This is a genomic window from Nocardia bovistercoris (genome assembly GCF_015674855.1).
Lineage (GTDB): Bacteria > Actinomycetota > Actinomycetes > Mycobacteriales > Mycobacteriaceae > Nocardia > Nocardia bovistercoris.
The window spans coordinates 58,759-80,323 of record NZ_JADMLG010000010.1 but is presented as its reverse complement, the minus strand read 5'-3'; the positions used below and the strand labels follow the sequence as shown (position 1 = coordinate 80,323).

General features: G+C 69.6%; 23 protein-coding genes. 15 read left to right on the top strand and 8 right to left on the bottom strand.

Going from position 1 to position 21,565, the window contains the following annotated elements; genetic code table 11:
- The first annotated feature begins 2 nt into the window (after positions 1-2).
- Positions 3-764 carry an SDR family NAD(P)-dependent oxidoreductase gene (locus IT779_RS23380; protein WP_196151542.1) on the top strand — a complete coding sequence of 254 codons (762 nt, stop codon included), beginning with the start codon at positions 3-5 and terminating at the stop codon, positions 762-764.
- Positions 765-791: 27 nt separating this feature from the next.
- Here IT779_RS23380 and IT779_RS23375 read toward each other — a convergent pair whose 3' ends face one another.
- Positions 792-1,640, bottom strand: a complete 849-nt coding sequence (locus IT779_RS23375) for a dienelactone hydrolase family protein (protein ID WP_196151541.1) — start codon at positions 1,638-1,640, stop codon at positions 792-794.
- Positions 1,641-1,711: 71 nt separating this feature from the next.
- Here IT779_RS23375 and IT779_RS23370 point away from each other — a divergent pair, with 71 nt between their 5' ends.
- From IT779_RS23370 to IT779_RS23340, 7 genes are all read left to right on the top strand, one after another.
- Positions 1,712-2,671 carry a GlxA family transcriptional regulator gene (locus IT779_RS23370; RefSeq protein WP_196151540.1) on the top strand — a complete coding sequence of 320 codons (960 nt, stop codon included), beginning with the start codon at positions 1,712-1,714 and terminating at the stop codon, positions 2,669-2,671.
- Positions 2,672-2,868: 197 nt separating this feature from the next.
- Entirely contained in the window at positions 2,869-3,552 is a 684-nt protein-coding gene (locus IT779_RS23365; RefSeq protein ID WP_232542024.1) for a YdcF family protein, read from the top strand.
- A gap of 95 nt (positions 3,553-3,647) precedes the next feature.
- Positions 3,648-5,081 (top strand): alpha/beta hydrolase, encoded by a 1,434-nt coding sequence (locus tag IT779_RS23360; protein ID WP_196151539.1) that lies wholly within the window; start codon positions 3,648-3,650, stop codon positions 5,079-5,081.
- Between the two features lie 85 nt (positions 5,082-5,166).
- Positions 5,167-5,994 carry a class I SAM-dependent methyltransferase gene (locus IT779_RS23355; RefSeq protein ID WP_196151538.1) on the top strand — a complete coding sequence of 276 codons (828 nt, stop codon included), beginning with the start codon at positions 5,167-5,169 and terminating at the stop codon, positions 5,992-5,994.
- 6 nt (positions 5,995-6,000) lie between these two features.
- On the top strand, positions 6,001-6,699 hold the full coding sequence (locus IT779_RS23350) for a TetR/AcrR family transcriptional regulator (RefSeq protein ID WP_196151537.1): 699 nt from the start codon (positions 6,001-6,003) through the stop codon (positions 6,697-6,699).
- Between the two features lie 6 nt (positions 6,700-6,705).
- Positions 6,706-7,803, top strand: a complete 1,098-nt coding sequence (locus IT779_RS23345; RefSeq protein WP_196151536.1) for a saccharopine dehydrogenase family protein — start codon at positions 6,706-6,708, stop codon at positions 7,801-7,803.
- Between the two features lie 52 nt (positions 7,804-7,855).
- Positions 7,856-9,124: a CaiB/BaiF CoA transferase family protein gene (locus IT779_RS23340; RefSeq protein ID WP_196151535.1), complete on the top strand. Its 1,269-nt coding sequence runs from the start codon at positions 7,856-7,858 to the stop codon at positions 9,122-9,124.
- A gap of 101 nt (positions 9,125-9,225) precedes the next feature.
- On the opposite strand, the gene IT779_RS23335 is transcribed toward IT779_RS23340, so the two are convergent.
- Positions 9,226-9,762: a VOC family protein gene (locus IT779_RS23335; RefSeq protein ID WP_332838934.1), complete on the bottom strand. Its 537-nt coding sequence runs from the start codon at positions 9,760-9,762 to the stop codon at positions 9,226-9,228.
- 206 nt (positions 9,763-9,968) lie between these two features.
- Here IT779_RS23335 and IT779_RS23330 point away from each other — a divergent pair, with 206 nt between their 5' ends.
- Complete coding sequence (locus IT779_RS23330; protein ID WP_196151533.1) at positions 9,969-11,507, top strand: AMP-binding protein; 1,539 nt, start codon at positions 9,969-9,971, stop codon at positions 11,505-11,507.
- A 90-nt stretch (positions 11,508-11,597) separates the two neighbouring features.
- Here the strand turns inward: IT779_RS23330 and IT779_RS23325 are convergent, their stop codons facing one another.
- Positions 11,598-12,437, bottom strand: a complete 840-nt coding sequence (locus IT779_RS23325) for an SDR family NAD(P)-dependent oxidoreductase (protein WP_196151532.1) — start codon at positions 12,435-12,437, stop codon at positions 11,598-11,600.
- Entirely contained in the window at positions 12,434-13,264 is an 831-nt protein-coding gene (locus tag IT779_RS23320; RefSeq protein ID WP_196151531.1) for a TauD/TfdA dioxygenase family protein, read from the bottom strand. Before IT779_RS23320 ends, IT779_RS23325 begins: the two co-directional genes overlap by 4 nt.
- Positions 13,265-13,457: 193 nt before the next feature.
- Here IT779_RS23320 and IT779_RS23315 point away from each other — a divergent pair, with 193 nt between their 5' ends.
- Positions 13,458-14,111, top strand: a complete 654-nt coding sequence (locus tag IT779_RS23315) for a TetR/AcrR family transcriptional regulator C-terminal domain-containing protein (RefSeq protein WP_196151530.1) — start codon at positions 13,458-13,460, stop codon at positions 14,109-14,111.
- Positions 14,112-14,303: 192 nt separating this feature from the next.
- On the opposite strand, the gene IT779_RS23310 is transcribed toward IT779_RS23315, so the two are convergent.
- Both IT779_RS23310 and IT779_RS23305 read right to left on the bottom strand, forming a co-directional pair.
- Positions 14,304-14,507 (bottom strand): ferredoxin, encoded by a 204-nt coding sequence (locus IT779_RS23310; protein ID WP_196151529.1) that lies wholly within the window; start codon positions 14,505-14,507, stop codon positions 14,304-14,306.
- Between the two features lie 14 nt (positions 14,508-14,521).
- The gene (locus IT779_RS23305) at positions 14,522-15,304 is read right to left on the bottom strand and encodes an SDR family oxidoreductase (RefSeq protein WP_196151528.1); all 783 of its coding nucleotides are present in this window, start codon (positions 15,302-15,304) and stop codon (positions 14,522-14,524) included.
- A 310-nt stretch (positions 15,305-15,614) separates the two neighbouring features.
- On the opposite strand from IT779_RS23305, the gene IT779_RS23300 reads away from it, so the two are divergent.
- From IT779_RS23300 to IT779_RS23290, 3 genes are all read left to right on the top strand, one after another.
- Positions 15,615-16,364: an SDR family oxidoreductase gene (locus IT779_RS23300; RefSeq protein WP_196151527.1), complete on the top strand. Its 750-nt coding sequence runs from the start codon at positions 15,615-15,617 to the stop codon at positions 16,362-16,364.
- Positions 16,361-17,239: an NAD(P)-dependent oxidoreductase gene (locus tag IT779_RS23295; RefSeq protein ID WP_196151526.1), complete on the top strand. Its 879-nt coding sequence runs from the start codon at positions 16,361-16,363 to the stop codon at positions 17,237-17,239. Before IT779_RS23300 ends, IT779_RS23295 begins: the two co-directional genes overlap by 4 nt.
- Positions 17,240-17,357: 118 nt before the next feature.
- Positions 17,358-17,936: a TetR/AcrR family transcriptional regulator gene (locus IT779_RS23290; RefSeq protein WP_196151525.1), complete on the top strand. Its 579-nt coding sequence runs from the start codon at positions 17,358-17,360 to the stop codon at positions 17,934-17,936.
- Positions 17,937-17,943: 7 nt separating this feature from the next.
- On the opposite strand, the gene IT779_RS23285 is transcribed toward IT779_RS23290, so the two are convergent.
- Positions 17,944-18,291 carry a DoxX family protein gene (locus IT779_RS23285; protein ID WP_196151524.1) on the bottom strand — a complete coding sequence of 116 codons (348 nt, stop codon included), beginning with the start codon at positions 18,289-18,291 and terminating at the stop codon, positions 17,944-17,946.
- A gap of 96 nt (positions 18,292-18,387) precedes the next feature.
- Between IT779_RS23285 and IT779_RS23280 the strand changes: the two genes are divergently transcribed.
- Positions 18,388-19,257, top strand: a complete 870-nt coding sequence (locus IT779_RS23280; RefSeq protein ID WP_196151523.1) for a sigma-70 family RNA polymerase sigma factor — start codon at positions 18,388-18,390, stop codon at positions 19,255-19,257.
- Between the two features lie 14 nt (positions 19,258-19,271).
- Here the strand turns inward: IT779_RS23280 and IT779_RS23275 are convergent, their stop codons facing one another.
- Positions 19,272-19,748, bottom strand: coding sequence for an HAD-IIIC family phosphatase (locus IT779_RS23275; protein WP_196151522.1), 477 nt, complete (start codon positions 19,746-19,748; stop codon positions 19,272-19,274).
- Positions 19,749-20,321: 573 nt separating this feature from the next.
- On the opposite strand from IT779_RS23275, the gene IT779_RS23270 reads away from it, so the two are divergent.
- On the top strand, positions 20,322-21,539 hold the full coding sequence (locus IT779_RS23270) for a PucR family transcriptional regulator (RefSeq protein ID WP_196151521.1): 1,218 nt from the start codon (positions 20,322-20,324) through the stop codon (positions 21,537-21,539).
- Positions 21,540-21,565 lie beyond the last annotated feature (26 nt).

The following is a 21,565-nucleotide window of genomic DNA, read 5'->3' as shown; positions in this document are numbered from 1 at the left end:
CCATGGGAATTCTGGACAGCTTCAAGATGGACGGCCGCGTCGTGGTGGTCACCGGCGCGTCCTCCGGACTCGGTGTGGCCATGGCGCGCGCCTACGCCGAGGCGGGCGCCGATCTGGTGCTGGCCGCGCGCAGGCTCGACAAGCTGAACAAGACGGCCGAACTGGTCCGAGGCGCGGGCCGACAGGCGCTCACCGTGGAGACCGATATCGCCGATCCCGATCAGGCCCAGCGCATGATCGATACCGCCATGGCGCATTACGGCCGCGTCGACGTGCTGGTCAACAACGCTGGCATCGGCACCGCCGTGCCCGCGACGCGCGAGACGCCGGAACAGTTCCGCCAGGTCGTCGACGTCAATCTGCACGGCTCGTACTGGGCGGCGCAGGCCTGCGGGCGCGTGATGGAGCCGGGATCGTCCATCCTGAACATCTCCAGCGTTCTCGGCATCACCACCGCCGGTCTGCCGCAGGCCGCCTACGCCGCGAGCAAGGCCGCCGTGATCGGCCTGACCCGCGACCTCGCCCAGCAGTGGGGCGCGCGAAAAGGCATCAGGGTCAACGCGATCGCGCCGGGATTCTTCGAAACCGAGATGACCGACCACTACCAGCCCGGCTACCTGGAGGCCATGAAGTCCCGCATCGTGTTGGGCCGCACCGGCGACACCGACGAACTCGCCGCCTGCGCGATCTGGTTGACCTCCGACGCCGCGAGCTATGTGACGGGCCAGACCGTGGTCGTGGACGGCGGCGTCACACTGACCTGATCCACCCGGATCGCTCACCCGCCCGATTCAGTGCTCCGTGATGTGCAATCGGGCGCGTAGGAAGGCGATGATCTCGTCGCGCGCGGCGCGGGTCGGTTCGCCTTCGGCATCGACGAGGTGGGCGGTGACGACGCTGTGCGGACAGCCGACCACCTGTTCGAAGAACGGCGGCGGCGTCGGATTCGCCGCGCTCGCGGGCAGCACGCGCGCCTCGAAGCGCGGGCCGAGCGCGGCCGCGTAGGCCGCGAAACGCTGTGCGGTGCACACGCGGTCGCCGTCGAAGCGGTAGGCGCGCACCGCCAGGTCCTCGCGGTCGAGGCGGGCACGGATCGTCGCGAGTTCACTCTGGGAGATCTCGATGCCGCCCGGCTCGTCCAACGGCAGCGACGGCTGGCACAGCACCGGGGCCAGCATCGACGGTTCGCACATCATGGTGAGGGCGAAATTGCCGGTGAAGCACATGCCGACGGCGCCGACGCCAGGGCCGCCGCATTCGCGGTGGGCGAGCGCGGCCAGCGCGCGCAGCCAGTCGGTGACGGGACTGGAACGGCCCGCGCCGAACGCGCGGAACTCGGCGCTGACGCAGGCGCGGCGCAGCACCGCGAGTCCTTCCTCCGCCTCCGGGTAGGCGCCGTCGCGTCCGAACAGCGACGGCAGGTAGACGGTGCAGCCCGCGTCGCGCACCCAGCGCGCGAATCGGGCTACGTCGGGGCTGATTCCCGGCATTTCCGCCATCACGATCACCGCCGGTCCGGTCCCGCTCACGTACACCGTTCGAGCGGTGTCCAGCAGGGTGACAACGCGCGGGCGGAAGTCGGCGAGGCTGTCGTCGCGCCTGCCCGCGGCGTCGCGGGGGCTTTCAGTGGGGTTCGGCACGACTCCAACGGTGCCGGACGCGAGGAGCGCTCGCCATTGACAGGATCGCCACTATTCGGTCTGATCTCGCCATGATCACGCACCTGGTGCTCGACGGCGTCCTCGAAGGGGCGCTCGGCGTCGGCATCGACATCATCGACACCGCCGAGCCCGCGCTGCCGCAACGGGTGCTGTCGCTCGACGGCGGACCGGTGCGTTCCGGCGCGGGTCGAACCGTCTGCGTCACGGCGGCGACGCCCGCGGGCGCGGCGGAGTTCGGTCCCGGTGACGTGCTTGTGCTCCCCGGACCGTCGGCGTCGAGTCCCGAACTGGTCGAACGCCTGCTCGCCCACCCCGACACCACCCTGGCGGCCGAACTCGTGCGGCGGGCCGCGGCGAGCGGGGCGACGGTCGCCGCGTCCTGTTCGGCGACCTTCGTGCTGGCGGCCGCGGGTGTGCTGGACGGAGCCGAGGCCACGACCACCTGGTGGTTGGCGCCGGAGCTCGCCCGCCGGTTCCCACCGGTGCGGGTGCGCGCCGACCGGATGGTGGTCGACGGCGGCGCCGTCCTCACCGCGGGCGCCGCCTTCGCCCACGCCGATCTGCTGCTCGCGATCCTGGCGCGCCTGCGCGGGCAGGACGCGGCGCGGCGCGTGGCGGGTTACCTCGTGCTCGACGCCCGAATGTCGCAGTCGCGGTACATGGCGCTCGAACACCTGCGGGCGGACGATCCCGTCGTGCGCGCGGTGCGGCGGTATGTCGCCGCGCACCTGACCAGGCAACTCGGGCTCGCCGAATTGGCCGCGGCCGCATCGGTGTCCCCGCGCACGCTGGCCAGGCGACTGCACGCGGTCCTCGGCGTCACTCCCACCGATTTCGTGCACCGACTCCGTGTCGAGCACGCGAGCGCGCTGCTCACCACCACGCGGAATTCCGTCGACGCGGTCGCCGCCGCCGTCGGATACGCCGATGCCGCCGCCTTTCGACGCGTCTACCGTCGATACACCGGCGAGACGCCGAGCGCCACGCGCAGCCGTTCCCCACTCCGGTAGACGGGCCGAGCGCGCGCTCGAAAATGCCGCTTCGGCCCGGCGATTCCGGTAGTAGTCGTCACAAAGATCCGCCGGGTGAACGTGAGATGTCCAGAGACCCGGCCGAAGGGTCGATCGGCGAATACGGCGCTGCTAGACGTTGATCGACACCTGATCCTCCGCCGTTACGGAGATTTCGGCCGACCACTGGAGAGTTCATGCCCGTCTCACCGTCCAAGCACCGCGCCCGCCACCGACGCCCCTCCCGCACCGGCAACGCCACCCGAGCGCTGCTCGGCACCTTCGCCATGGCCGCCGCGACTTACACCCAGGCGGCGCCCGCGGCGCAGGCCGATACCGCCGCCACCTGCTCGGTGCCGTCGGCCGCGGGCCAGCTCGTCGACGCGTTGCGCGCGATCGCGACGGTGAGCCCGCAGACGCTGCCGGACATCCACGGAAGGTCGACGGCCATCGTCATTCTCGGTTACGGCTTGCAGGACGACGGCAGCATGCGCCCGGAACTGGTGGAACGACTACGCGCGGGCTACCTACAGGCGCTACTCGCGCCGATGTCGCCGATCATCGTGACCGGCGGCAACCCGCACAACGGCATGACCGAGGCCAGGGCCATGGCGGACTGGCTGCTGCGCCAATGCATGCCCGCCGATCGCATCCACATCGAGGACACCGCCAATTCCACGGTTCAGAACGCCGAACACTCGGCTCCGATCATGCGCCAACTCGGCGTCCGCGACGCGGTGGTCGTCACCTCCGTGGACCACCTCGACCGCGCCGTCGACACCTTCCACGAGGCGGGCGTCGAGGTCATCGGCACCGTGACGCCCAATGCCACCGCGCAACCCGGCGTGTGGCAGTTCGGCCCGGACCACCCGCTCGCGTAGCGCCCCGCGCCCCCGCGGGCTAGCACCGTGGGGTGAGAGGCGAACAGCCCGGACGGGTGATGCGGGTCGGCGGTGTGGCCGGCGAGGATCGGCACATGTTGTCGGGCCGGAACGGATTCATGGTCGCCATCGCGACCGTACTCGCCTGTGGCGCACTGACGAGCTGTGCGCAAGATCCACCGCGCGCCGGGCTCGAGTGGCGCAGTTGCCCGGAGCGGCCGGAATTCGATTGCGCGACAGTGACCGTGCCGATCGATTGGTCCGCTCCCGACGCGACGATCGACATCGCGGTGGTCCGCGACCGCGCCGATGACCCGAATCATCGTGTCGGAACCCTGATCTCGTTGCCGGGCGGCCCCGGCACCTCCGGCGTCGACCAGATTCTGCGCGGCACGGCGCTGTCACCGCGATTGCGCGCCGCCTTCGACATCGTGAGCATCGATCCGCGCGGTGTCGGCCGCAGCCATCCGGTGCGCTGCGACGAAGGACTCGCGACGCGACGCCCGCAGCTCGCGCCCGACGCGGGCGCCTCACTCGTCGAAGTGCATTCCTACGCACGCGATCTCGAGGCGAGTTGCCGCGAGCACACCGGGCCGCTACTCGATCACGTGGACGCGGTCAGCGTGGCCCGCGATGTGGAGGCGCTGCGCGTCGCGCTCGGCGAGGAGCGCGTGACCTTGTACAGCCGCTCCTACGGGACGATGCCCGCGCAGGCGTACGCGGAGTTGTTCCCGCGACGTGTGCGCGCGTCGGTGTTGGACAGCGTGGACGATCACAGCCGCACCGGCGACGAATTCCTCGCCGACGAGGCCCGTGCCGGACAGGACGCCTTCGATGGATTCACCGAATGGTGTGCGACGCATCCGGACTGCGTCCTGCACGGACGCGATGTCGCCGCGCTCTACGCGAATCTACGCGCCACCGCGACCGAGGGGCGACTGCGCGCACCCGGCCGCCCGGATGCGGTCTGGGGGCCGGTGGATCTCGCTTCGGCGGTGATCCAGTATCTCTACGCCCCGACCTGGCCGGACTTGGCGCGCACACTGTTCGACCTCGCCGAACAAGCGCCTGCGGCAGCCGAAGCCGTGCCGTCGCCGCGCCGCGGCGGCGTCGTGACGGACTATCCCGGGGTGATCGTCTGCGCGGATTGGCGTTTCGATATTCCCGACCAGGCCCGCTGGCTCGAGCTGTGGGAACGGCAGCGGGTCGAGGCGCCGGTGCTCGGCACGCATTTCGCCTGGGCCGCGGCGGCTTTCTGCTCGGGGATGTCGACGCCCGTCGCGAATCCGCAGCATGTCGCGTCGACGGTGGACACACCGCCGGTCCTGGTGCTGAACGCGCGTCACGACCCGGCCACTCCCCACGGCTGGGCGTCCGGGGTCGCCTCGCGAATCCCGGGCGCGCGACTGGTGACCTGGGACGGCCGGGGTCACGGCGGCTACGACCGAACCGAATGCACGCGCACCGCGGTCGACGACTTCCTACTCGACCCGACCACCTCGACCGTCGCGTCCTGTCCCGCGCGGTGATGTCGGCGGTCGACCACGAGGGCTCTCCGTGCTTATTATGAACGTGCGTTCATGAACAAACGTTCATAACGAGGAGGAGGCGCGCATGACCGAGATCGTCAATACCGGCCAGTCCGCGACGTGGAACGGCTACGACGGCGGCCACTGGGCGGACAACGAGGACCGCTATGACGGCATCAACGGCGGATTCAACGAGTCGCTGCTGTCCGCCGCGCAACTGACCAGGCACGACCGGGTACTCGATATCGGCTGCGGCAACGGGCAATTGACCCGCCGCGCGGCGCGGCGAGCGGTGTCGGCGACCGGGATCGACCTGTCGGAACCGATGCTGGCGGTGGCCCGAGGTCGCGCCGCCGCCGAGCAGGTCGACAACGTCGAATTCGTGCACGGCGACGCGCAGGTCCACGCGTTCCCGGCGGGCGCGTTCGACGTCGCCGTCAGCCGGTTCGGGGTCATGTTCTTCGCCGACCCGGTCGCGGCCTTCACCACCGTCGCCCGCGCACTGCGACCCGGCGGGCGACTCGCGTTCGTCTCGCTGCCCCCGCTCGAGGATTCCGATATCGGACTCGTCTTCGAGGCGGCCGCGCCCTACCTGCCCGCCGTCGAAGCCGGCCATCGCAACTCCGCGTTCGCCTTTCCCGACGCCACCACCGACGTGCTCACCTCGGCGGGATTCGAGGCCGTCGAGATCCGCCGGATCGTCGCCGACAGCGTCTGGGGCTGCGATCCCGCCGACGCCGCGAACTTCATCATCGACTGGGGGCCGATGCGCCACCGCCGCGGCCTGTGCGAATTCGCCACGGACACGCAGGTGCGCGCCGCGCTGACCGCCGCGCTCGAGCAGTTCGCCCGCCCGGACGGCGTGCACCTGGACTCCCCCGCCTGGCTGGTCACCGCCACCGCCCGACGGTGATCCCGAATGTCACCGAGGAAAGCCGCGGCACTGCCGGACAACCGCGACCTGCGCGCGCATCTGATCGCCACGGCCGAGCGGATGCTGGAGAAACAGGACGACGCCACACTGACGGTGCGGGCGATCGCGCGAGCCGCGGGCGTCGCCGACGGCGTGCTCTACAACCATTTCGCCGACAAGGAGGAACTGCTCGCGACCGCCCTGCGCGCACACATCGATGACGCCCACCGCCGCATGGGTCCGCTGCCGGAACCCGGCACGGCCACGGTCGCCGAGAACCTGGGCGTGCACGTCCGCGAAGGTCTGGCCGTGCACCGGGCCATTCTCCCGGTGCTCACCCTCCTACTCGGCCGCCCCGCGCTGCGCGACCGCCTCGGCGCGAGCCACGGTGCCGAACGCGACTGGCGCGATCTGCTCACCGACTATCTGCGCGCCGAACGCGACCTCGGACGCCTCGCCCCCGACGCCGATCCCGAGGCCGCGGCCGCCGTACTCGTCGGACTCTGCCACGATCGGGTGCTCGCCGCCCTGCTGCCCGGCGTCGTCCCGACGACAGCCGCGTCTGTCGAGCGGGTGATCGCCACCCTGCTCGCCGGCATCGAACCGGTGCGAGCGCGAAGTCGTCCGTCGCCTGACACACTGGCCGGGACGGAGTCCGCCGCGACTTCGCCGACCGACCGCAACGACGCGCAGAAACACAGGTAGTCATCGATGTCGAAGATCGTGGTGTTCGGAGCGACCGGCTTCACCGGTCGACTCACCACCGAGGCTCTGCTCGCCGCGGGCGCCGCGCCCGTACTGGCCGCACGCGATGCGACCGCGCTGGCGAAACTGGCCACCGAACTCGGCGGCGCGGACACCGCCGTGGCCGACGTGCGCGAGCCGACCTCGGTACGCGCCCTGCTCGGCCGAGGTGACGTACTGGTGACGACGGTCGGCCCGTTCCTGCGCTACGGCCGCCCCGCCTTGGACGCCGCGCTGGCCGCGGGCGCGCACTACCTCGACTCGACCGGTGAGGGACCGTTCATCCGCACCGTGTTCGAGCACCACGAGCGCGCACGCGATTCGGGCATCGCGCTGCTCCCCGCCTTCGGATTCGACTACGTGCCGGGCAATCTCGCGGCCGCGCTCGCACTGCGGGAGGCGCCCGACGCGGTGCGCGCGGATATCGGCTACTTCCTGGACCGGCCGGGAACCAGCGGCGGCACACGCGCTTCCATCGCGGGCATGCTGTTCGAGGAAGGCTTCGCGTTGCGTGGCGGCCGGGTCGTGGCGCAGCGGTCGGGTTCGCGGGTGCGGGCCTTCGATGTCGCGGGCGGGAAGCGTTCGAGTGTGTCGATTCCCGGTTCGGAACATCTCGTCCTGCACCGCGCGCATCCGGGGCTACGCGAGGCCGACGTCTATCTCGGACTGCCCGAGGTCGCCGCGCGCGGGATGCAGGTCACCTCGCTGGTCGCGAGTGCCGCTGCCGGTGTCGCGCCGGTGAAACGGCTCGCGCTCGGCGCGCTCGGACGAGTCGTCAAGGGTTCGACGGGCGGACCAGGCCCGCGAGCGCGCGCCCGCACCCGTTCGCACACCGTCGCCGACGTCTCCGACGCCGACGGCAGGCTCCTGGCCTCGGTGACGCTGACCGGTGGCGATCCCTACGATCTCACCGCGGCGATGCTGTCGTGGGGTGCGCGCACGGCGCTCGACGGCGGACTGCGCGAGACCGGCGCCCTCGGCCCCGTCGAAGCCTTCGGCCTCGACGCGCTCATCGCCGCCGCCGCGGCTGCCGGACTGACCCGCAGCGAGGCAGGCGCCCGATGAGAACTGTTCGACAGTTCGCCGAAAACATCTACGGCACAATGATATCGGAGACATGTCCGCTCGAGGCGAAGGCGTCGTCGCAAGACCGGAGAGTGCCGTGAGTTCGTCGCTGCTTCCACTGGACGGGTTCACCGTCGTCGCCGTCGAACAGGCCGTCGCCGCGCCGCTGGCCACCCGACAACTGGCCGACCTCGGCGCCCGCGTCATCAAGGTCGAGCGCGTCGGCGAGGGCGATTTCGCGCGCAACTACGATCACGCCGTGCACGGTCAGGCTTCGCATTTCGTCTGGCTGAATCGCGGCAAGGAGTCGATCGCCGTCGATCTCAAATCCGAGCGCGGGGTCGCGATCGTGCGCGAACTCCTCGACCGCGCCGACGTACTGGTGCACAACACCGCGCCCGGCGCCATGGAACGCCTCGGACTCGACCCGCACGCGCTGCACCGACGGTATCCGCGCCTGGTGATCGGCTGCATCAGCGGATACGGCACGGCCGGGCCGCTGCGCGACCGCAAGGCATACGACATGCTGATCCAGGCCGAATCCGGCCTGATCTCGGTCACCGGCACACCCGAGACGGCCACCAAGACCGGTGTGCCGAGCGCCGATATCGCCGCGGGCCTCTACACCGCGCAGGCCGTGCTGGCCGCGCTGTTGCGCCGTGCGCGAACGGGTGTCGGTGCGCTGGTGGACATCTCGATGTTCGACGCCACCGTGGAATGGCTCGGCCATCCCATGTACATGCAGCTCTACGCGGGCGTGCAGGTGCCGCGCATGGGGCTCGGCCACGCCGCCATCGCCCCCTACGACCGCTACCCCACCGCCGACGGCGACATACTCATCGGCGTCCAGAACGACCGCGGCTGGCGCGCGCTGGTCTCCGACGTCTTCGGCCGCCCCGACCTGGTCGACCATCCCGATTTCGCGACCAACCCGCTCCGTGTGGCGCACCGTTCGGCCTGCGACGCGACCGTCGCCGCGCTGACCCGCCGGTTCACCACCGCCGACCTGGACCGCCGTCTCGCCGCGGCGGGCATCCCGGCCGCGAGCATCAACGACATGGCCGCGTTGGCCGAGCATCCACAGCTGCGCGAACGCGACCGCTGGCGCGAGATCGCCACGCCCTCGGGCCCGATCGCGGCGCTGCTGCCGCCGACGACGTTCCACGACGTGGAGCTTGCGCTCGGCGCGATTCCCGCACTGGGACAACACACACGCGCACTGCTCTCCGAGATCGGTTGCGCGCCCGAAACCGTCGAGGAACTGATCGCCGACGGCGTCGTCGCGGGCGCCGACCGCGTTGAAAACGCGCGCGGCGCATAGATTCCGCGCGCGACAACGCGGTCCGGATGAGCGCGTCCACCGCCGCCGTGCACACGCCTGCCTGCTCCGACTGCGTCATCACCCGAGGGTTCGGGGCGTCATCACCCGAGGGTTCGGATCGGGTCGTCGCCGTCCCAGCCGTCGGCGGCGGCGCGGAGCATGCGGGCGAGTCCGGCGGTGCTGTCGGTGTATTCGCTGATCTCGAGGACGGTGGCGATTTCGTCGCGCGGCTCGAAGTAGGCGTAGCGCACGCCGCCGTCGGACCCGCCGGACCACACCGATTCGTAGCCCGCCGCGCGCACGGCTTCGACGGTTGCCTCGAAATCGGTCGACCACCAAGCGAGTTGATGGAAGCCGCCGGGGCCGTCACCCAGGAATTCGGTGTAGATGCTCGGCGTTTCGTCTTCCTGCTGGATGAGTTCGAGCTGCAGATCGCCGGAGTGGGCGAAGGCGACCGTGACGACCACGTCGCAGGGCGCGCCGCGATAGCGCGCCCGCTGCGGGAGTGCGCGCAGCACGTACCAGGGGCCGACGCCGAGCCGAATCCAGGAGCGCATGGCCGCATCGATATCGGCCACCACGTAGCCGAGCTGCCGCACGGGTCCGGGCAGCAGCGGCGATCGGCTCGTCTCCGTCACGCGACCTCCGAAAGTTATGGACGCCGGCAGGAACTCGCGAAGTTCCGATCGCGTCGCACAGGTCGTCGCGAGGGCCACAACCTGCAAGTACGATAATCTTACTTCTAAGAATAGCATTCTTGTTTCAGAGATTGCCGATCTTTCCGGGATGTTCTCCTTCCCACGTTCTCGCCCGACGCGGTTCCGGTGCGGCAGACTTCGCAACCATGCACGACGACACCGCTCCCACTGTCACCTGCGGCACCCGCGTCCGCCCGCACTCGCAGGTGCACGACCGCGCGGGCCGCCTCGCCGCCGCGCTGGTCGAGGCCGGGATCGCTCGCGGCGATCGGGTGGCGGTCATGGCGCGCAACGACATCGAGTTCCTGGAGATCTCGCTCGCCGCCGCGAGCTGCGGGGCCAACCCGGTGCCCGTCAACACCCGCTGGCGGGCGCGGGAGGTCGCGCACGTCCTGCGCGACAGCGCCGCCCGCCTGGTCATCGCACACACCGAATTCGTGCCGGTCGTCGAGGACGCGCGCGAATACGCCGGGACCGAGCCGGGCGTGCTCGAGGTGGCGATGCCGCCGGAGACGATCGAGGAGGCGGGCCTCGACGCGGTGTCGACCGAGCCGACCGGGCGACATCCGCTGCTCGACAGTTGGATCGAATCCCAGTCCGAACCCTTGGGATACGTGGAAGGCGCGATCGCCGATTCCATGGGGTTGATCTACACCTCGGGCACCACGGGAACACCCAAAGGCGTACTGCGTGCACGAATGTCCCTCGAGCAGCTGCTGGCGACGGCGGCGGGCACCGCGCGGCGGATGGGGCTGGCCGCGGGCGGGCGGATGCTGGTCGCCGGGCCGCTCTACCACACCAGCCCGAACGCGGTCACCGTGCTCGCGCTGCGCATGGGCGCGCACATCACGATCATGCCCCGCTGGCATTCCGAACGATTCCTGCGCCACATCGACCGGCAGCGCATCCAGCAGGCCAAGGTCGTGCCGACCATGCTCTCGCGCCTGCTGTCCCTGCCCGAGGACGTCCGCGCCCGCTACGACGTGAGCAGCCTGACCCATCTCATCCACTCCGCCGCCCCCTGCCCGCCCGCGCTGAAACGCGCGGCCGTCGACTGGTTCGGCGACGCGCTGTGGGAGTTCTACGGCAACACCGAATGCGGCGCCATAACCTGGATCTCGGCCGCCGAATGGCTCGAACACCCAGGCTCGGTGGGCAAGCAGGCCGACGGATCGGCCGTCCTCATCGCCGACGAACACGGCAACCCGCTGCCCGCGGGCGAAACCGGCCGCGTCTACGTACGCGGCGCCGACTACTGGCCCGCTTTCACCTATTCGCACCGCGGCGCACCCGAAAGCCCCGTGCCGCGGATGACCTGGGTCGGCGACCTCGGTCACGTCGATGCCGACGGCTACCTCTACCTGTCGGGGCGAGCCGCCGACATCGTCATCCGGGGCGGAGTCAACATCTATCCCGCCGAGATCGAGAACGCCATCATGGCCATCGACGGCGTCGAGGACGTCGCCGTATTCGGCGCACCCGACGACGGCGACCTCGGCGAAACCGTCACCGCCCACATCCTCCCCCGCCCGGGCGCCGCGCTCGACCCCGCAGGCATCCGATCCGCGCTGCGCGCGTACCTCGCCGACTACAAGATCCCCACCACCGTCACCCTGGTAGCCGAACTCCCGCGCGACGATTCCGGCAAGATCTACAAGCGCCGCCTCCGCGAAGCCGCCGGATGAGCGAACTCGTTCGCACGCAGCATGATTCGACAACAGGCGCCGAGGATGCGGCGACATGTCCTCGGCACCCTTCGTCGACCTGACCGACCGCTATTCGCTCCCGGCGACGACACTGTCGCTGTGGCGGGCCAGGACCCCGACGGCCTCACTCCGGGTTCGCAGCGCAAGGCGGCGGGCGAATTCGCGGATCTGATCGCCGACGAACCAGGTCGGGCCGTTCGACAGGTTCGCGATGGCCTCGGCGACAACCTCTTCCGCCGTGACCGCACCGGCCACCGGCGTCGTGTCCTCGGGATCGAGGAGGCCGCGTTCGGTGAGCGCGCGGCGCAGGGCGGGAGTGTCGGTGGTACCGAGTACCAGGGCGAGGACATCGACGCCGTGTCCGCGCAGCTCCGCCCACAGCGCCTCGGTCATGACCAGGTCAAATGCCTTGGTGGCCGAGTAGGCGACCATATTGGGCGCGCCGTAGAGGCCCGTGACCGAGGTGAGCACGACGAGGGCGCCGCGGCCGCGCCGGGCCATGTCGCCCGCGAAGTGGTGGCACAGCGTCAGGGGCGCCGCGCAATTGCGTCGCACCAGCGCCAGAGCCGATTCGACGGGACCCGACAGCAGCGGCGCGTAGTTGGGATCCGCTCCGGCGCAATACATCAGCATGCCGACCTCGAGTCCGGCGGTGGCGGCGAAGACGGTCGCGGCCGCGTCGGGTTCGGACAGGTCGACGGGGACCACGCGCACCTGCACGCCGGTGTCGGCGCGCAGGTCGGCGGCGAGCCGCTCGAGCGGTTCGCGGCGCCGGGCGAGCAGGACGAGGTCGAGTCCGCGTTCGGCCATCGCGCGGGCGTACACGGCGCCTATCCCTTCCGAGGCGCCCGCGACGACGGCCCAGCGACCGTAGCGTTCCCGGAAGGGCGGGTCGGCGGGTTCGCTCACTCGAACGGTTCCTCGCCCTCGAGTTTCGTGCGGTGCAGCAGCCTGCCGGAAGTGGGGTCGTAGGGCCGCGCGCGGTGCATCGTGCCGGTGTTGTCCCAGATCACCAGGTCGCCGACGGACCAGGTGTGCCGGTAGACGAACTGCGGTTTGGTGGCCCAATCACGCAGGCGCACCAGCAGATCCAAGCTCTCGCGGAACTCGGAGTCGATGATGTGGCGGGCGGTGCAGCCGAGTACCAGCGACTTGCGGCCGGAGCGGTGCGTCCACACCAGGGGCAGTTCGCGGTCGCCGATGGCCATCATCCGGCGCAGCGTCCGGTAGTCGGGTTCCGGGTCGTAGTAGAACAGCGTGTTCCAGGCCGAGTGCATGACCCGCAGCTCGGCGATGCGCTGCTTGTCCTCGTCGGAGAGGTCGTCGTAGGCGGCGTAGGTGTTGCAGAACTCGGTGTCGCCGCCGCCGGTGGACGGCAGCACCTTCGACGACAGCAGCGAGGCCCGGATGGGGACTTCGTTCATGGTGCCGTCGATATGCCAGAACAGCGAGCCCTTGAGATAGTCGGCCAGCTTGTTGACGCTGGTGTCGAGGGTGACGCTGTAGACCTCTTCCCCGCTGCGTTCGGGCGCGAAGGTGCCGAGGGTGCGGGTGAACGCCACGTGTTCCTCGTCGGTGAACCCGATCCGCGGGAACACCAGCACGCCACGCCGTTCGAGCAGGTCACGCAATTGGGTGGCGTGGCACCCGCTGAGCAGCGTTTCCTTGTCGGCGTGCACGGCCGAGGCGATGCGCGGGGTGAGTTCGGTCGATTCCAGCGCGGTGTCGGTGCTCATGCCGTCACCGGCCTGTGCGGGAGCAGGTCGGCCGAGCGGCTCGATAGCGATTCAGACATCGAATCTCCTCAGAAGGTCATCGGCGGTGTGCGGTTTCGGTGTACCCGTCGCCGATGCCATAACTATACACAGGCGTCTAGTTATTGGCGGCGTTCCGCGCGAGGACTTCCGATCGGGCTCTAGAGTCGGGGGAATGACGGTGAACGGGTCGACGGGATCGCCGCGGCGCGGCGGTCGCCCCACACAGGCCGAAGCCGCGGCGCTGCACCAGCGACTGCGCGAAGCCGCGGTCCGCACCTTCCTCGACAACGGCTACGACGCGACCACCATGGTCGCGATCGCCGAAGCGGCCGAGGTCGCCAAAGCCACGCTCTACGCGCGCTACCCGGACAAGCGCGCGGTCTTCCTCGACGTGATCCCGTGGGCGCTGAGCCGCGCCGTGCGCCCCGAGCCCGATCCCGACGACGGCGACAGCGACGGCGACCTCAGAGCCACCCTGCTCGCCATCGGCCGCGCCGCCATCGAACACGCGCTCGACCCCGATATCGTCCAGTTGCACCGCATCGCCCGCAACGAATCCCACCGATTCCCCGAATTCGCTTCGGCGGCGAGCTCACTCGGCTGGGCACGACGCCAGCAGCAGGTGATGGACGTGCTGCGCCACCACACCGAGACGGGCGCGCTCGACATCGATGACATCGAACTCACCGCCGAACACTTCATCGCGATGGTGGAGATCCTGCCCGCCCGCCTCGCCGATTTCGGCGTCTACCGCACACCGAGGGAACAGCGCCGCCACCTCTCCCACGCGGTCGACCTGTTCCTGCGCGGTGTCATGGCGCGCTAGCGGCGCGGATTCAGCTCACCTCCGGACCCGTTGTGCCCGCGTACGTCTCACGACGGATAGACGCGCACGACGACGAATCCGGTACCGGGCGACACCACGCCGACCCGCGATGGCCGCCCCTACCCGGGGGCCGACATGCCGGTCGGCGCTACCGAAGCGGCGCCCGACCCGCGGCGACGCGGTCGGCGCGACTCAGCCCGCGGTGTCCTCGGACAGGAACAGGGCCTGGGCCGGGCAATATTTCACGGCACGTCGCACCTCGGCGTGCAGGCTCGGATCCGGTGTGGCGTCCAGGATCTCGACCGTCCCGCGCTTGGGGACGGTGAACACGTCGGGCGCCTCGTCCTGGCAGACGGCGTGCCCCTGGCACAGGTCGAGATCGGCCTCGATTCTCATGTGCTCCGAGCTCCTTACTCCGCGGCGCGCAGCGGCGCTTCGGGTTGGACTTCGATCAGGACGAAGTGGACGCCGCGCGGGGCGCTGACGACCGTAACGGCGGCCGCGGCGAGGTCGCTCGGGCGCAGCATGTAGGGGTGGCGGGCGAAGCCCCAGCGCTGCCAGTCCTCGATGACCGGGCCGACCGCTTCGGGGGTGGCGTCCATGCCCATACCGGTGAAGGTCGGGCCGGGGCGCACCAGCGACGCGCGCACGCCGGTGCCCTCGAGTTCCATGCGCATTTGCAGCGCCATCGCCTCGAGTCCGGCCTTGGCCGCGCTGTAGGCGCCGGTGCGCGGGCGCGGGCGGTCGGCGCTGTCGGAGCTGATGAGCACGAAGTCGCCGCGCTGCCGCTCGATCATGCCGGGCAGGATGCGGTGCGCGAGGCGGTGCGCGCCCGCAAGGTGCACGCCGACCTGGGCGAGGAAACGGTCCGGCGGCATTTCGTGGATCAGGCCGAATTCGATGTCGCCCGCGCCGGAGACCAGGATCTCGGCGGGCCCGAATTCCTTCTCCGCGGCGGTCACGAACTCGTCGACCGAACTCTCCTCGGAGACGTCGAGGGGGTGCACGAAGGCCGATCCGCCGCGCCCGTGGATTTCGGCGGCGAGTTCTTCGAGTTTCTCGACGCGGCGCGCGCCGAGGGCGACCGGGTGGCCGAGGTCGGCCAGCGCGAGCGCGGTGGCGGCGCCGATGCCGGAGGACGCACCCGCGACGAGGGAGGGCCGCCGCTCGGGGTGCGGTGCGAAACGTGGCATTACCGACGCCCACCCGTGGCCGGATCACAAACCGTCGCACCCCGGGGTGCCAGTAAGCTGGACATGTGTCCGGACACTACCAGCGGGTTACGCGCGCGGACAACGATTACGCCCGGATCGGCCCGAGAACGGCCGGGACGCCGTCCGACGAAAGGGCGGCGGCGCCCCGTTCTGAAACAGGTTCTTGCGTCGCGACACCTCACGAGCCTATATTTCCGTACACGTGTCCAGACAGTATTGTGATCGGCGTGGCAGGCCGTCGGACACCCCGGCACACCGACCTCCCGACCTCGTAGAGGAGCAGGAATCCATGACCCGTTTCACGGGAAGATCCGTCATCGTCACCGGCGCCGCCCAAGGCATCGGCGCGGTGTACGCCCAAGCACTGGCCGCCGAAGGCGCCAAGGTCGTGGTCGCCGACCTCAACACCGAACTCGGCAACGCCGTCGCGGAGAAGATCGTGGCCGACGGCGGCACCGCCGTCTTCGCCTCCGTCGACGTCGCCGACCCCGACTCCGCCACCGCACTCGCCGAATTCACCGTCAAGGAATTCGGCGGCATCGACCACCTCGTCAACAACGCCGCCATCTACGGCACCATGAAACTCGACCTCCTGCTCACCGTCCCCTGGGACTACTACAAGAAATTCATGAGCGTCAACATGGACGGCGCGCTGAACATGATCCGCGCGGTGTGGCCGCACATGACCAAGAAGGGCGGGTCTATCGTCAACCAGTCCTCGACGGCGGCCTGGTTGTACTCGGGCTTCTACGGCCTGGCCAAGGTCGGCGTCAACGGCCTCACCCAGCAATTGGCGACCGAACTCGGCGGATCCAACATCCGCGTCAACGCCATCGCGCCCGGGCCGATCAATACCGACGCGACCAAGTCGGTGACACCGGGCAATATGGTCGACGACATGGTCAAACGCCTGCCACTCAAGCGCATGGGCACCCCGCAGGACCTCGTCGGCGCCTGCCTCTACCTGCTCTCCGACGACGCGAGCTGGGTCACCGGACAGATCTTCAACGTCGACGGCGGGCAGGTGTTCCGGTCATGAGCGGTGGTGTCGGCTTCATCGGCCTCGGCAACATGGGCGCGCCCATGGCCAAGAAACTCCTCGATCACCCCGGCGGCCTGACCGTCTGCGATATGCGCCCCGAAGTCGTGGTCGCCTACACCGACAAGGGCGCCACCTCCGCGAGCTCCCCCGCCGAGGTTGCCGAGCGCTCCGAGGTCGTCAGTGTCGCCGTGGTCGACGACGCGCAGGTGCGCTCGGTCATCGACGGCGCCGACGGCATCCTGCGCGCGGCCAAGCCCGGCACGGTGATCGCGGTGCACTCCACCATCTCCGACACCACGGCCGAGGAAATGGCGCAGCTGTGCGCGAGCCACGACGTGGAATTCGTGGACGCGCCGGTCAGCGGCGGCGCGCAGGCGGCCAAACTCGGCAAGCTCGCGGTGATGGTCGGCGGCACCGAGACCGGCTACGAGCGGGTGAAGGAACCGTTCAGCGCGTTCGCCGACCTGATCGTGCACGCCGGACCGGTCGGCGCCGGAACCCGGATGAAGTTGGCGCGCAACCTGCTTCACTTCATCGCGTTCACCGCGGCGACCGAGGCGCAGCGCCTGGCCGAGGCCGCGGGGCTCGACATCACCGAACTCGGCAAGGTGGTCCGCCACTCCGACGCGATCACCGGCGGCGCGGGCGCGATCATGCTGCGCGAGACCACCGCGGCGATCCCCGAGGGCGACTTCTGGCTGCCCATCCTCAGTCACGCGCGCGATCTCGGCGAGAAGGACCTGTCGCTGGCGCTCGGACTCGGCGAACGCCTCGGCGTCGATCTCCCCCTCGCCGATGTGGCGCTGGGCGGACTCGGCATCGGACTCGGCACCGGCCCCGGCGCCATCGCCGAAAAACACATCGCGCCCTGACCACGGCGGTCGGGTAGCGACCGTGGCGGCTGGGTGAACGACACTCCCCGTGACCACAGCCGCCACGGCACACGCACTGGTGTCGCCACGGCGCGGTGACCAAGTAGGATACAGACACATGTCCGAAGCCGATTCCCTCAGTCTCGAGGCCACCCGTCGCCGCCTCAGCGGCAAGCAGGCCGACACCGTCGACAAACTCACCAGAGCGGCGGTGGAGGTGCTTGCCCGCGAGGGCTTCGCGGGCATGACGATTCGGCTGGTCGCGGCCGCCGCGGGTGTGGGGACGGCGACGGCCTACACCTACTTCTCGTCCAAGGAACACCTTGTCGCCGAGATCTTCTGGCGTCGACTGATGGCCGCGGGCTCGCCCGCCAGCGAGGATCCCGATCCGATCGCCCGGGTGGTCGCCGAATTGCGGGCCATCGCGATGCTCGTGGCCGATGAGCAGGAGCTCTCCGGCGCGGTGACCAGCGCGCTGCTCGGTCGGGATGCCGATGTCGAGCATCTGCGGTTGCGTATCGGGACCGAGATCCGCAAGCGGATCATCACCGCGCTCGGACCCGACGCCGACGTCGACATCGTCGAATCCCTCGAACTGCTCTACGCGGGTGCGCTGGTTCGCGCGGGCATGGGGTACGGCTCCTACTCCGAAATAGCCGACCGCATCGAGAAGTCCGCGCTACTGATCCTGCGCTGAAGCCCGCTCAGGCGAACGCGAACAGCGCGAGCGAGCCCGCGGCCGCCGCGAGATACGGCAGCGGGTATCCGATGTCGGAGTACACGCCCGCGCGCACGATGGTCGCGACAGCCAACAGGAAATACAGGACGAGGCCGAGCGCGGCCGCGAAACCGAGTGCGGGGACGAACAGTCCTGCCAACAGCCCCAGCGCGCCGACGGCCTTGATCACCGCGAGCGGCGCCAGACTCCACGGCGGAACGCGGTAGCCGCGCATCGTCTCGCGCACGCGATCGGCGGCGACCACGTCGTATCCTGCGGCGAAAGCGGCCGCCGCGGCGGCCAGTACGGTGACGACGATGTAGGCGATGGTCATGAAACCCTCCTCCGATGGTGGTCGACGCGATCTGCCAGGCTTGCGCCGACCGCGCCCTTCCAACAGATGACGCGCGCCGACGCGGAAAGGTGACCAGTGCGCGAACCCGACCGGCTCTTCGAATCCGAACGCGGCCGTCTGCACGCCGTCGCCTACCGCATCCTCGGGTCGGCGGCCGAGGCCGAGGACGCCGTGCAGGAGACCTGGCTGCGCGTCGCGCGCACCGACATGGCCGCGATCGAGACACCGGCGGCATGGCTGACCACGGTGGTCTCCCGCATCTGCCTGGACATGTTGCGCACGCGGGCAGCGCGGCGCGAGGACTTCCTCGACGGCGATATCGATCCGCGGCGCGCGGATTCCTCGGCCGATCCGGAACATGAAGCGGTACTGGCGGATTCGGTCGGTCGAGCGCTGCTGATCGTGCTGGAGACCCTCGGCCCGGCCGAGCGGGTCGCGTTCGTCCTGCACGACATGTTCGCGGTGCCGTTCGATCTCATCGCACCCGTCGTCGGGCGCGGCACCGCAGCGACCAAGAAGCTTGCCAGTCGGGCGCGAGGGCGGGTCGGAGTCGAATCCTCGCGCACCACAGTCGAATTCGGTGAGCAGCGCCGAGTGGTCGAGGCATTTCTCGCGGCGGCGCGCGAGGGTGACTTGGCAGGACTCGTCGCGGTGCTCGCCCCCGATGTGGTCAGGAGCGCCGATCCGGCCGCACTGCCCGCCGCGTCGGCGGCGGTGCTGCGAGGTGCGCGCGCCGTAGCCGAGGAGACCGCGCTGCTGCGCGATCGGGCGCGGACGGCCGCGGTCGCCCTCGTCGAGGGCGCGGTCGGCATCATCGTGGCGGAGGGCACGCGGATGCGCCTGGCATTGCGGATCACCGTCACGGCGGGACGTATCTCGTCTTACGAGGTCATCGCCGATCCGGCGCGGCTACGCGCGCTGGAGATCGCGATCCTGCCGGAGTGACCGGCAGCGCGGATTCAGTGAGCGGGAACCCGCGCGAAGCCGAGTGGGGGCGTGGGATCGGGGCCGATCCGTGGGATTCGGCCGAAATCCGGGAGGGCGGTGAGTATGTCGACATTGCGCGCGGCGTAGCAGCGCACGGAGGGCAGCGCGGCGGCGACTTCGGCGCGTTCGACTGGTTCGGCGTCGATGAAGGCGACGGATTCCAGGGTCAGGCCGAGGGTTCGGGCGATGTGGATTATCGCGGTGGATTTGCGGCCCCAGCCGATTTCGATGGCGGAGAACATTTCGTAGACGCCGTGGCGGTAGAGGCGGTCCATGGTTTTGTCGCGGTCGCTGCGGCTGGCGACGGCGTGCCAGATGCCGCGTTCGCTCAGGGTGCGTAGGGTGCGCAGGGCTTCGGGTCTCGGGACGGTACTCGTCGCGTCGCAGACAACGCCGTCCCAGAGGGTGTTGTCCAGTTCCCAGACAAGACATCGCAGAGCCGGTCGCATGCCTGCCCCTATCGTTCGCCGTTCGCTGCCGCTGCTGCCGTGTCGCGAGCGGGAAAACCACACTGTCGCAACCTTCCCGGACACGGCACACACCGGGCAAGCCCCTGGTTTCCGGGGCCGTTCCGGCCGAAGCGATACTACCGGTACCGCGAGGCGGCGTCCTCACTCAATTCGAGAAATAGGGCCTGAGCAGGTATTTCATATCGGTTGCCAAGTGCGGAAAACAGAGAGAACAGTCGGGTTGGAATTCCGCGTGGCACAATCGCTCCCGTAAACAAGGGCGATCGACGCCGCTGTCAACCGGCCGGCGAACCGAGGACGCGTGCGTCGCGGCGGGACTTTCTGCCCGTGCCGTACGTGGACGACGCGGGTCTGTTCGCGCGCGACAACCGCGACAACGACAACGACTGGGTGCAGCTGTGCGACTACTGAACCGGTCCTGTGACGACTCACAACGGCCTGCCGCACGGCCCGACCGATGTCACAGAACCGGCCGAATCGATCCGCTCCCCGCCACCGCAAGTTAGTGTGAATGCGCCGCACAGTAATTTCTGGGGGCGGAAGGAGTCGCCAATGACCGTCGACAGTTCGGCCAGGCCGAGCCTCACCCTGTCGGGCAGGCCGATGTCGTCGCAACTACAGGACATCCGGTCGTTGTCTCGACAGATGGTCGGCCACTTCGTGGAGAACGTGGCACCATGTGGAACATTACCGGGCGACGCCATCAGCGGCGATGTGACCACCATCACGCGGATCTGCCTCGAGTTCGCGGTGACCATGCTCGACGGGCGCGATATCCCGGCCAAGCTGCAACGCCTGCAGGACGCCGCCGCGGGCTGGGCGCGCGAGGGCGTGCCGATCGACACCATCCACCACTCCATCCACGAGGGCTTCAAGATCGGCCTGGATCTGGTCGTGTCCGGCGCCTCGATCAAGGATTACGACAACCTCGTCGACGGCGCCAAGGCCGTGGTGGAGATGCTCGACCAGATCACCTCCGCCATCTCCGTCGCCTACGTGCGCGAACTGCGCGCGGTGGTCAGCGAACACCACACGGCGGTGCACACCTTGACCTCGGCACTGCTGGGCGGACACAGCACCTCGACCATGGCGCGCGAATGCGGCATCGCCATCGCCGAGTCCTATTCCGTCGTGGCGGTGGCGATTCCGGCGCACCGCGAGGAGCAGAACCCGGCGGTCGACACCCAGGTGGTGGCCCGGCGCAAACTGCGCAGGGTGCAGGCCGAACTCGCCACCCGCTGCGGCAACAAGGCGCTGTCGCTGCTCAGCATCGACGGCGGCACCCTGCTCATCCCCTCGACCATGTTCGACCACAAAGGCCTGGAGGCGCTGACCGACCAGCTCTCCCAGGCGGCCCAGGTCGGCATCACGGCGACCATGATGGACGCCACCCCGCAGCAGATCCCCGATGCCGCCGACCAGGCTCACGAACTGCTCGACATGGTGCAGCGGCTGCAGGCGGTGCCCGGGCTGTACCGCTTCGACGAGCTGGCGCTGGAATACCAGCTGACCCGCCCGGGTCCGGGTCGCGAATACCTCGGCTCGCTGCTCGATTCGCTGGACGAACATCCCGAACTGCTGGAGACGCTGCAACGCCACATCGCCAACAACCTCAACCGCCAGCGCACCGCGCGGGTGCTGCACGTGCACACCAACACCGTCGACTACCGACTCAAGCGCATCGGCCAGCTCACCGGATTCGACCCGACCCAGCCTTCGGGCCTGTGGTACCTGCGCTCGGCGCTGGTCGCCCGCACCTATCGCGCGTAGCGCGGGCGACCCGACGCGCCGGGGCG

What these genes read in the sequence shown, in the direction of transcription:
- IT779_RS23330 (WP_196151533.1), top strand. Translation starts at nt 9,969, where the DNA reads ATGCACGACGACACCGCTCCCACTGTCACCTGCGGCACCCGCGTCCGC.
- IT779_RS23310 (WP_196151529.1), bottom strand. Translation starts at nt 14,507, where the DNA reads ATGAGAATCGAGGCCGATCTCGACCTGTGCCAGGGGCACGCCGTCTGC.
- IT779_RS23355 (WP_196151538.1), top strand. Translation starts at nt 5,167, where the DNA reads ATGACCGAGATCGTCAATACCGGCCAGTCCGCGACGTGGAACGGCTAC.
- IT779_RS23270 (WP_196151521.1), top strand. Translation starts at nt 20,322, where the DNA reads ATGACCGTCGACAGTTCGGCCAGGCCGAGCCTCACCCTGTCGGGCAGG.
- IT779_RS23345 (WP_196151536.1), top strand. Translation starts at nt 6,706, where the DNA reads ATGTCGAAGATCGTGGTGTTCGGAGCGACCGGCTTCACCGGTCGACTC.
- IT779_RS23315 (WP_196151530.1), top strand. Translation starts at nt 13,458, where the DNA reads ATGACGGTGAACGGGTCGACGGGATCGCCGCGGCGCGGCGGTCGCCCC.
- IT779_RS23275 (WP_196151522.1), bottom strand. Translation starts at nt 19,748, where the DNA reads ATGCGACCGGCTCTGCGATGTCTTGTCTGGGAACTGGACAACACCCTC.
- IT779_RS23380 (WP_196151542.1), top strand. Translation starts at nt 3, where the DNA reads ATGGGAATTCTGGACAGCTTCAAGATGGACGGCCGCGTCGTGGTGGTC.
- IT779_RS23350 (WP_196151537.1), top strand. Translation starts at nt 6,001, where the DNA reads ATGTCACCGAGGAAAGCCGCGGCACTGCCGGACAACCGCGACCTGCGC.
- IT779_RS23365 (WP_232542024.1), top strand. Translation starts at nt 2,869, where the DNA reads ATGCCCGTCTCACCGTCCAAGCACCGCGCCCGCCACCGACGCCCCTCC.
- IT779_RS23320 (WP_196151531.1), bottom strand. Translation starts at nt 13,264, where the DNA reads ATGAGCACCGACACCGCGCTGGAATCGACCGAACTCACCCCGCGCATC.
- IT779_RS23285 (WP_196151524.1), bottom strand. Translation starts at nt 18,291, where the DNA reads ATGACCATCGCCTACATCGTCGTCACCGTACTGGCCGCCGCGGCGGCC.
- IT779_RS23370 (WP_196151540.1), top strand. Translation starts at nt 1,712, where the DNA reads ATGATCACGCACCTGGTGCTCGACGGCGTCCTCGAAGGGGCGCTCGGC.
- IT779_RS23340 (WP_196151535.1), top strand. Translation starts at nt 7,856, where the DNA reads ATGTCCGCTCGAGGCGAAGGCGTCGTCGCAAGACCGGAGAGTGCCGTG.
- IT779_RS23295 (WP_196151526.1), top strand. Translation starts at nt 16,361, where the DNA reads ATGAGCGGTGGTGTCGGCTTCATCGGCCTCGGCAACATGGGCGCGCCC.
- IT779_RS23360 (WP_196151539.1), top strand. Translation starts at nt 3,648, where the DNA reads ATGTTGTCGGGCCGGAACGGATTCATGGTCGCCATCGCGACCGTACTC.
- IT779_RS23290 (WP_196151525.1), top strand. Translation starts at nt 17,358, where the DNA reads ATGTCCGAAGCCGATTCCCTCAGTCTCGAGGCCACCCGTCGCCGCCTC.
- IT779_RS23300 (WP_196151527.1), top strand. Translation starts at nt 15,615, where the DNA reads ATGACCCGTTTCACGGGAAGATCCGTCATCGTCACCGGCGCCGCCCAA.
- IT779_RS23305 (WP_196151528.1), bottom strand. Translation starts at nt 15,304, where the DNA reads ATGCCACGTTTCGCACCGCACCCCGAGCGGCGGCCCTCCCTCGTCGCG.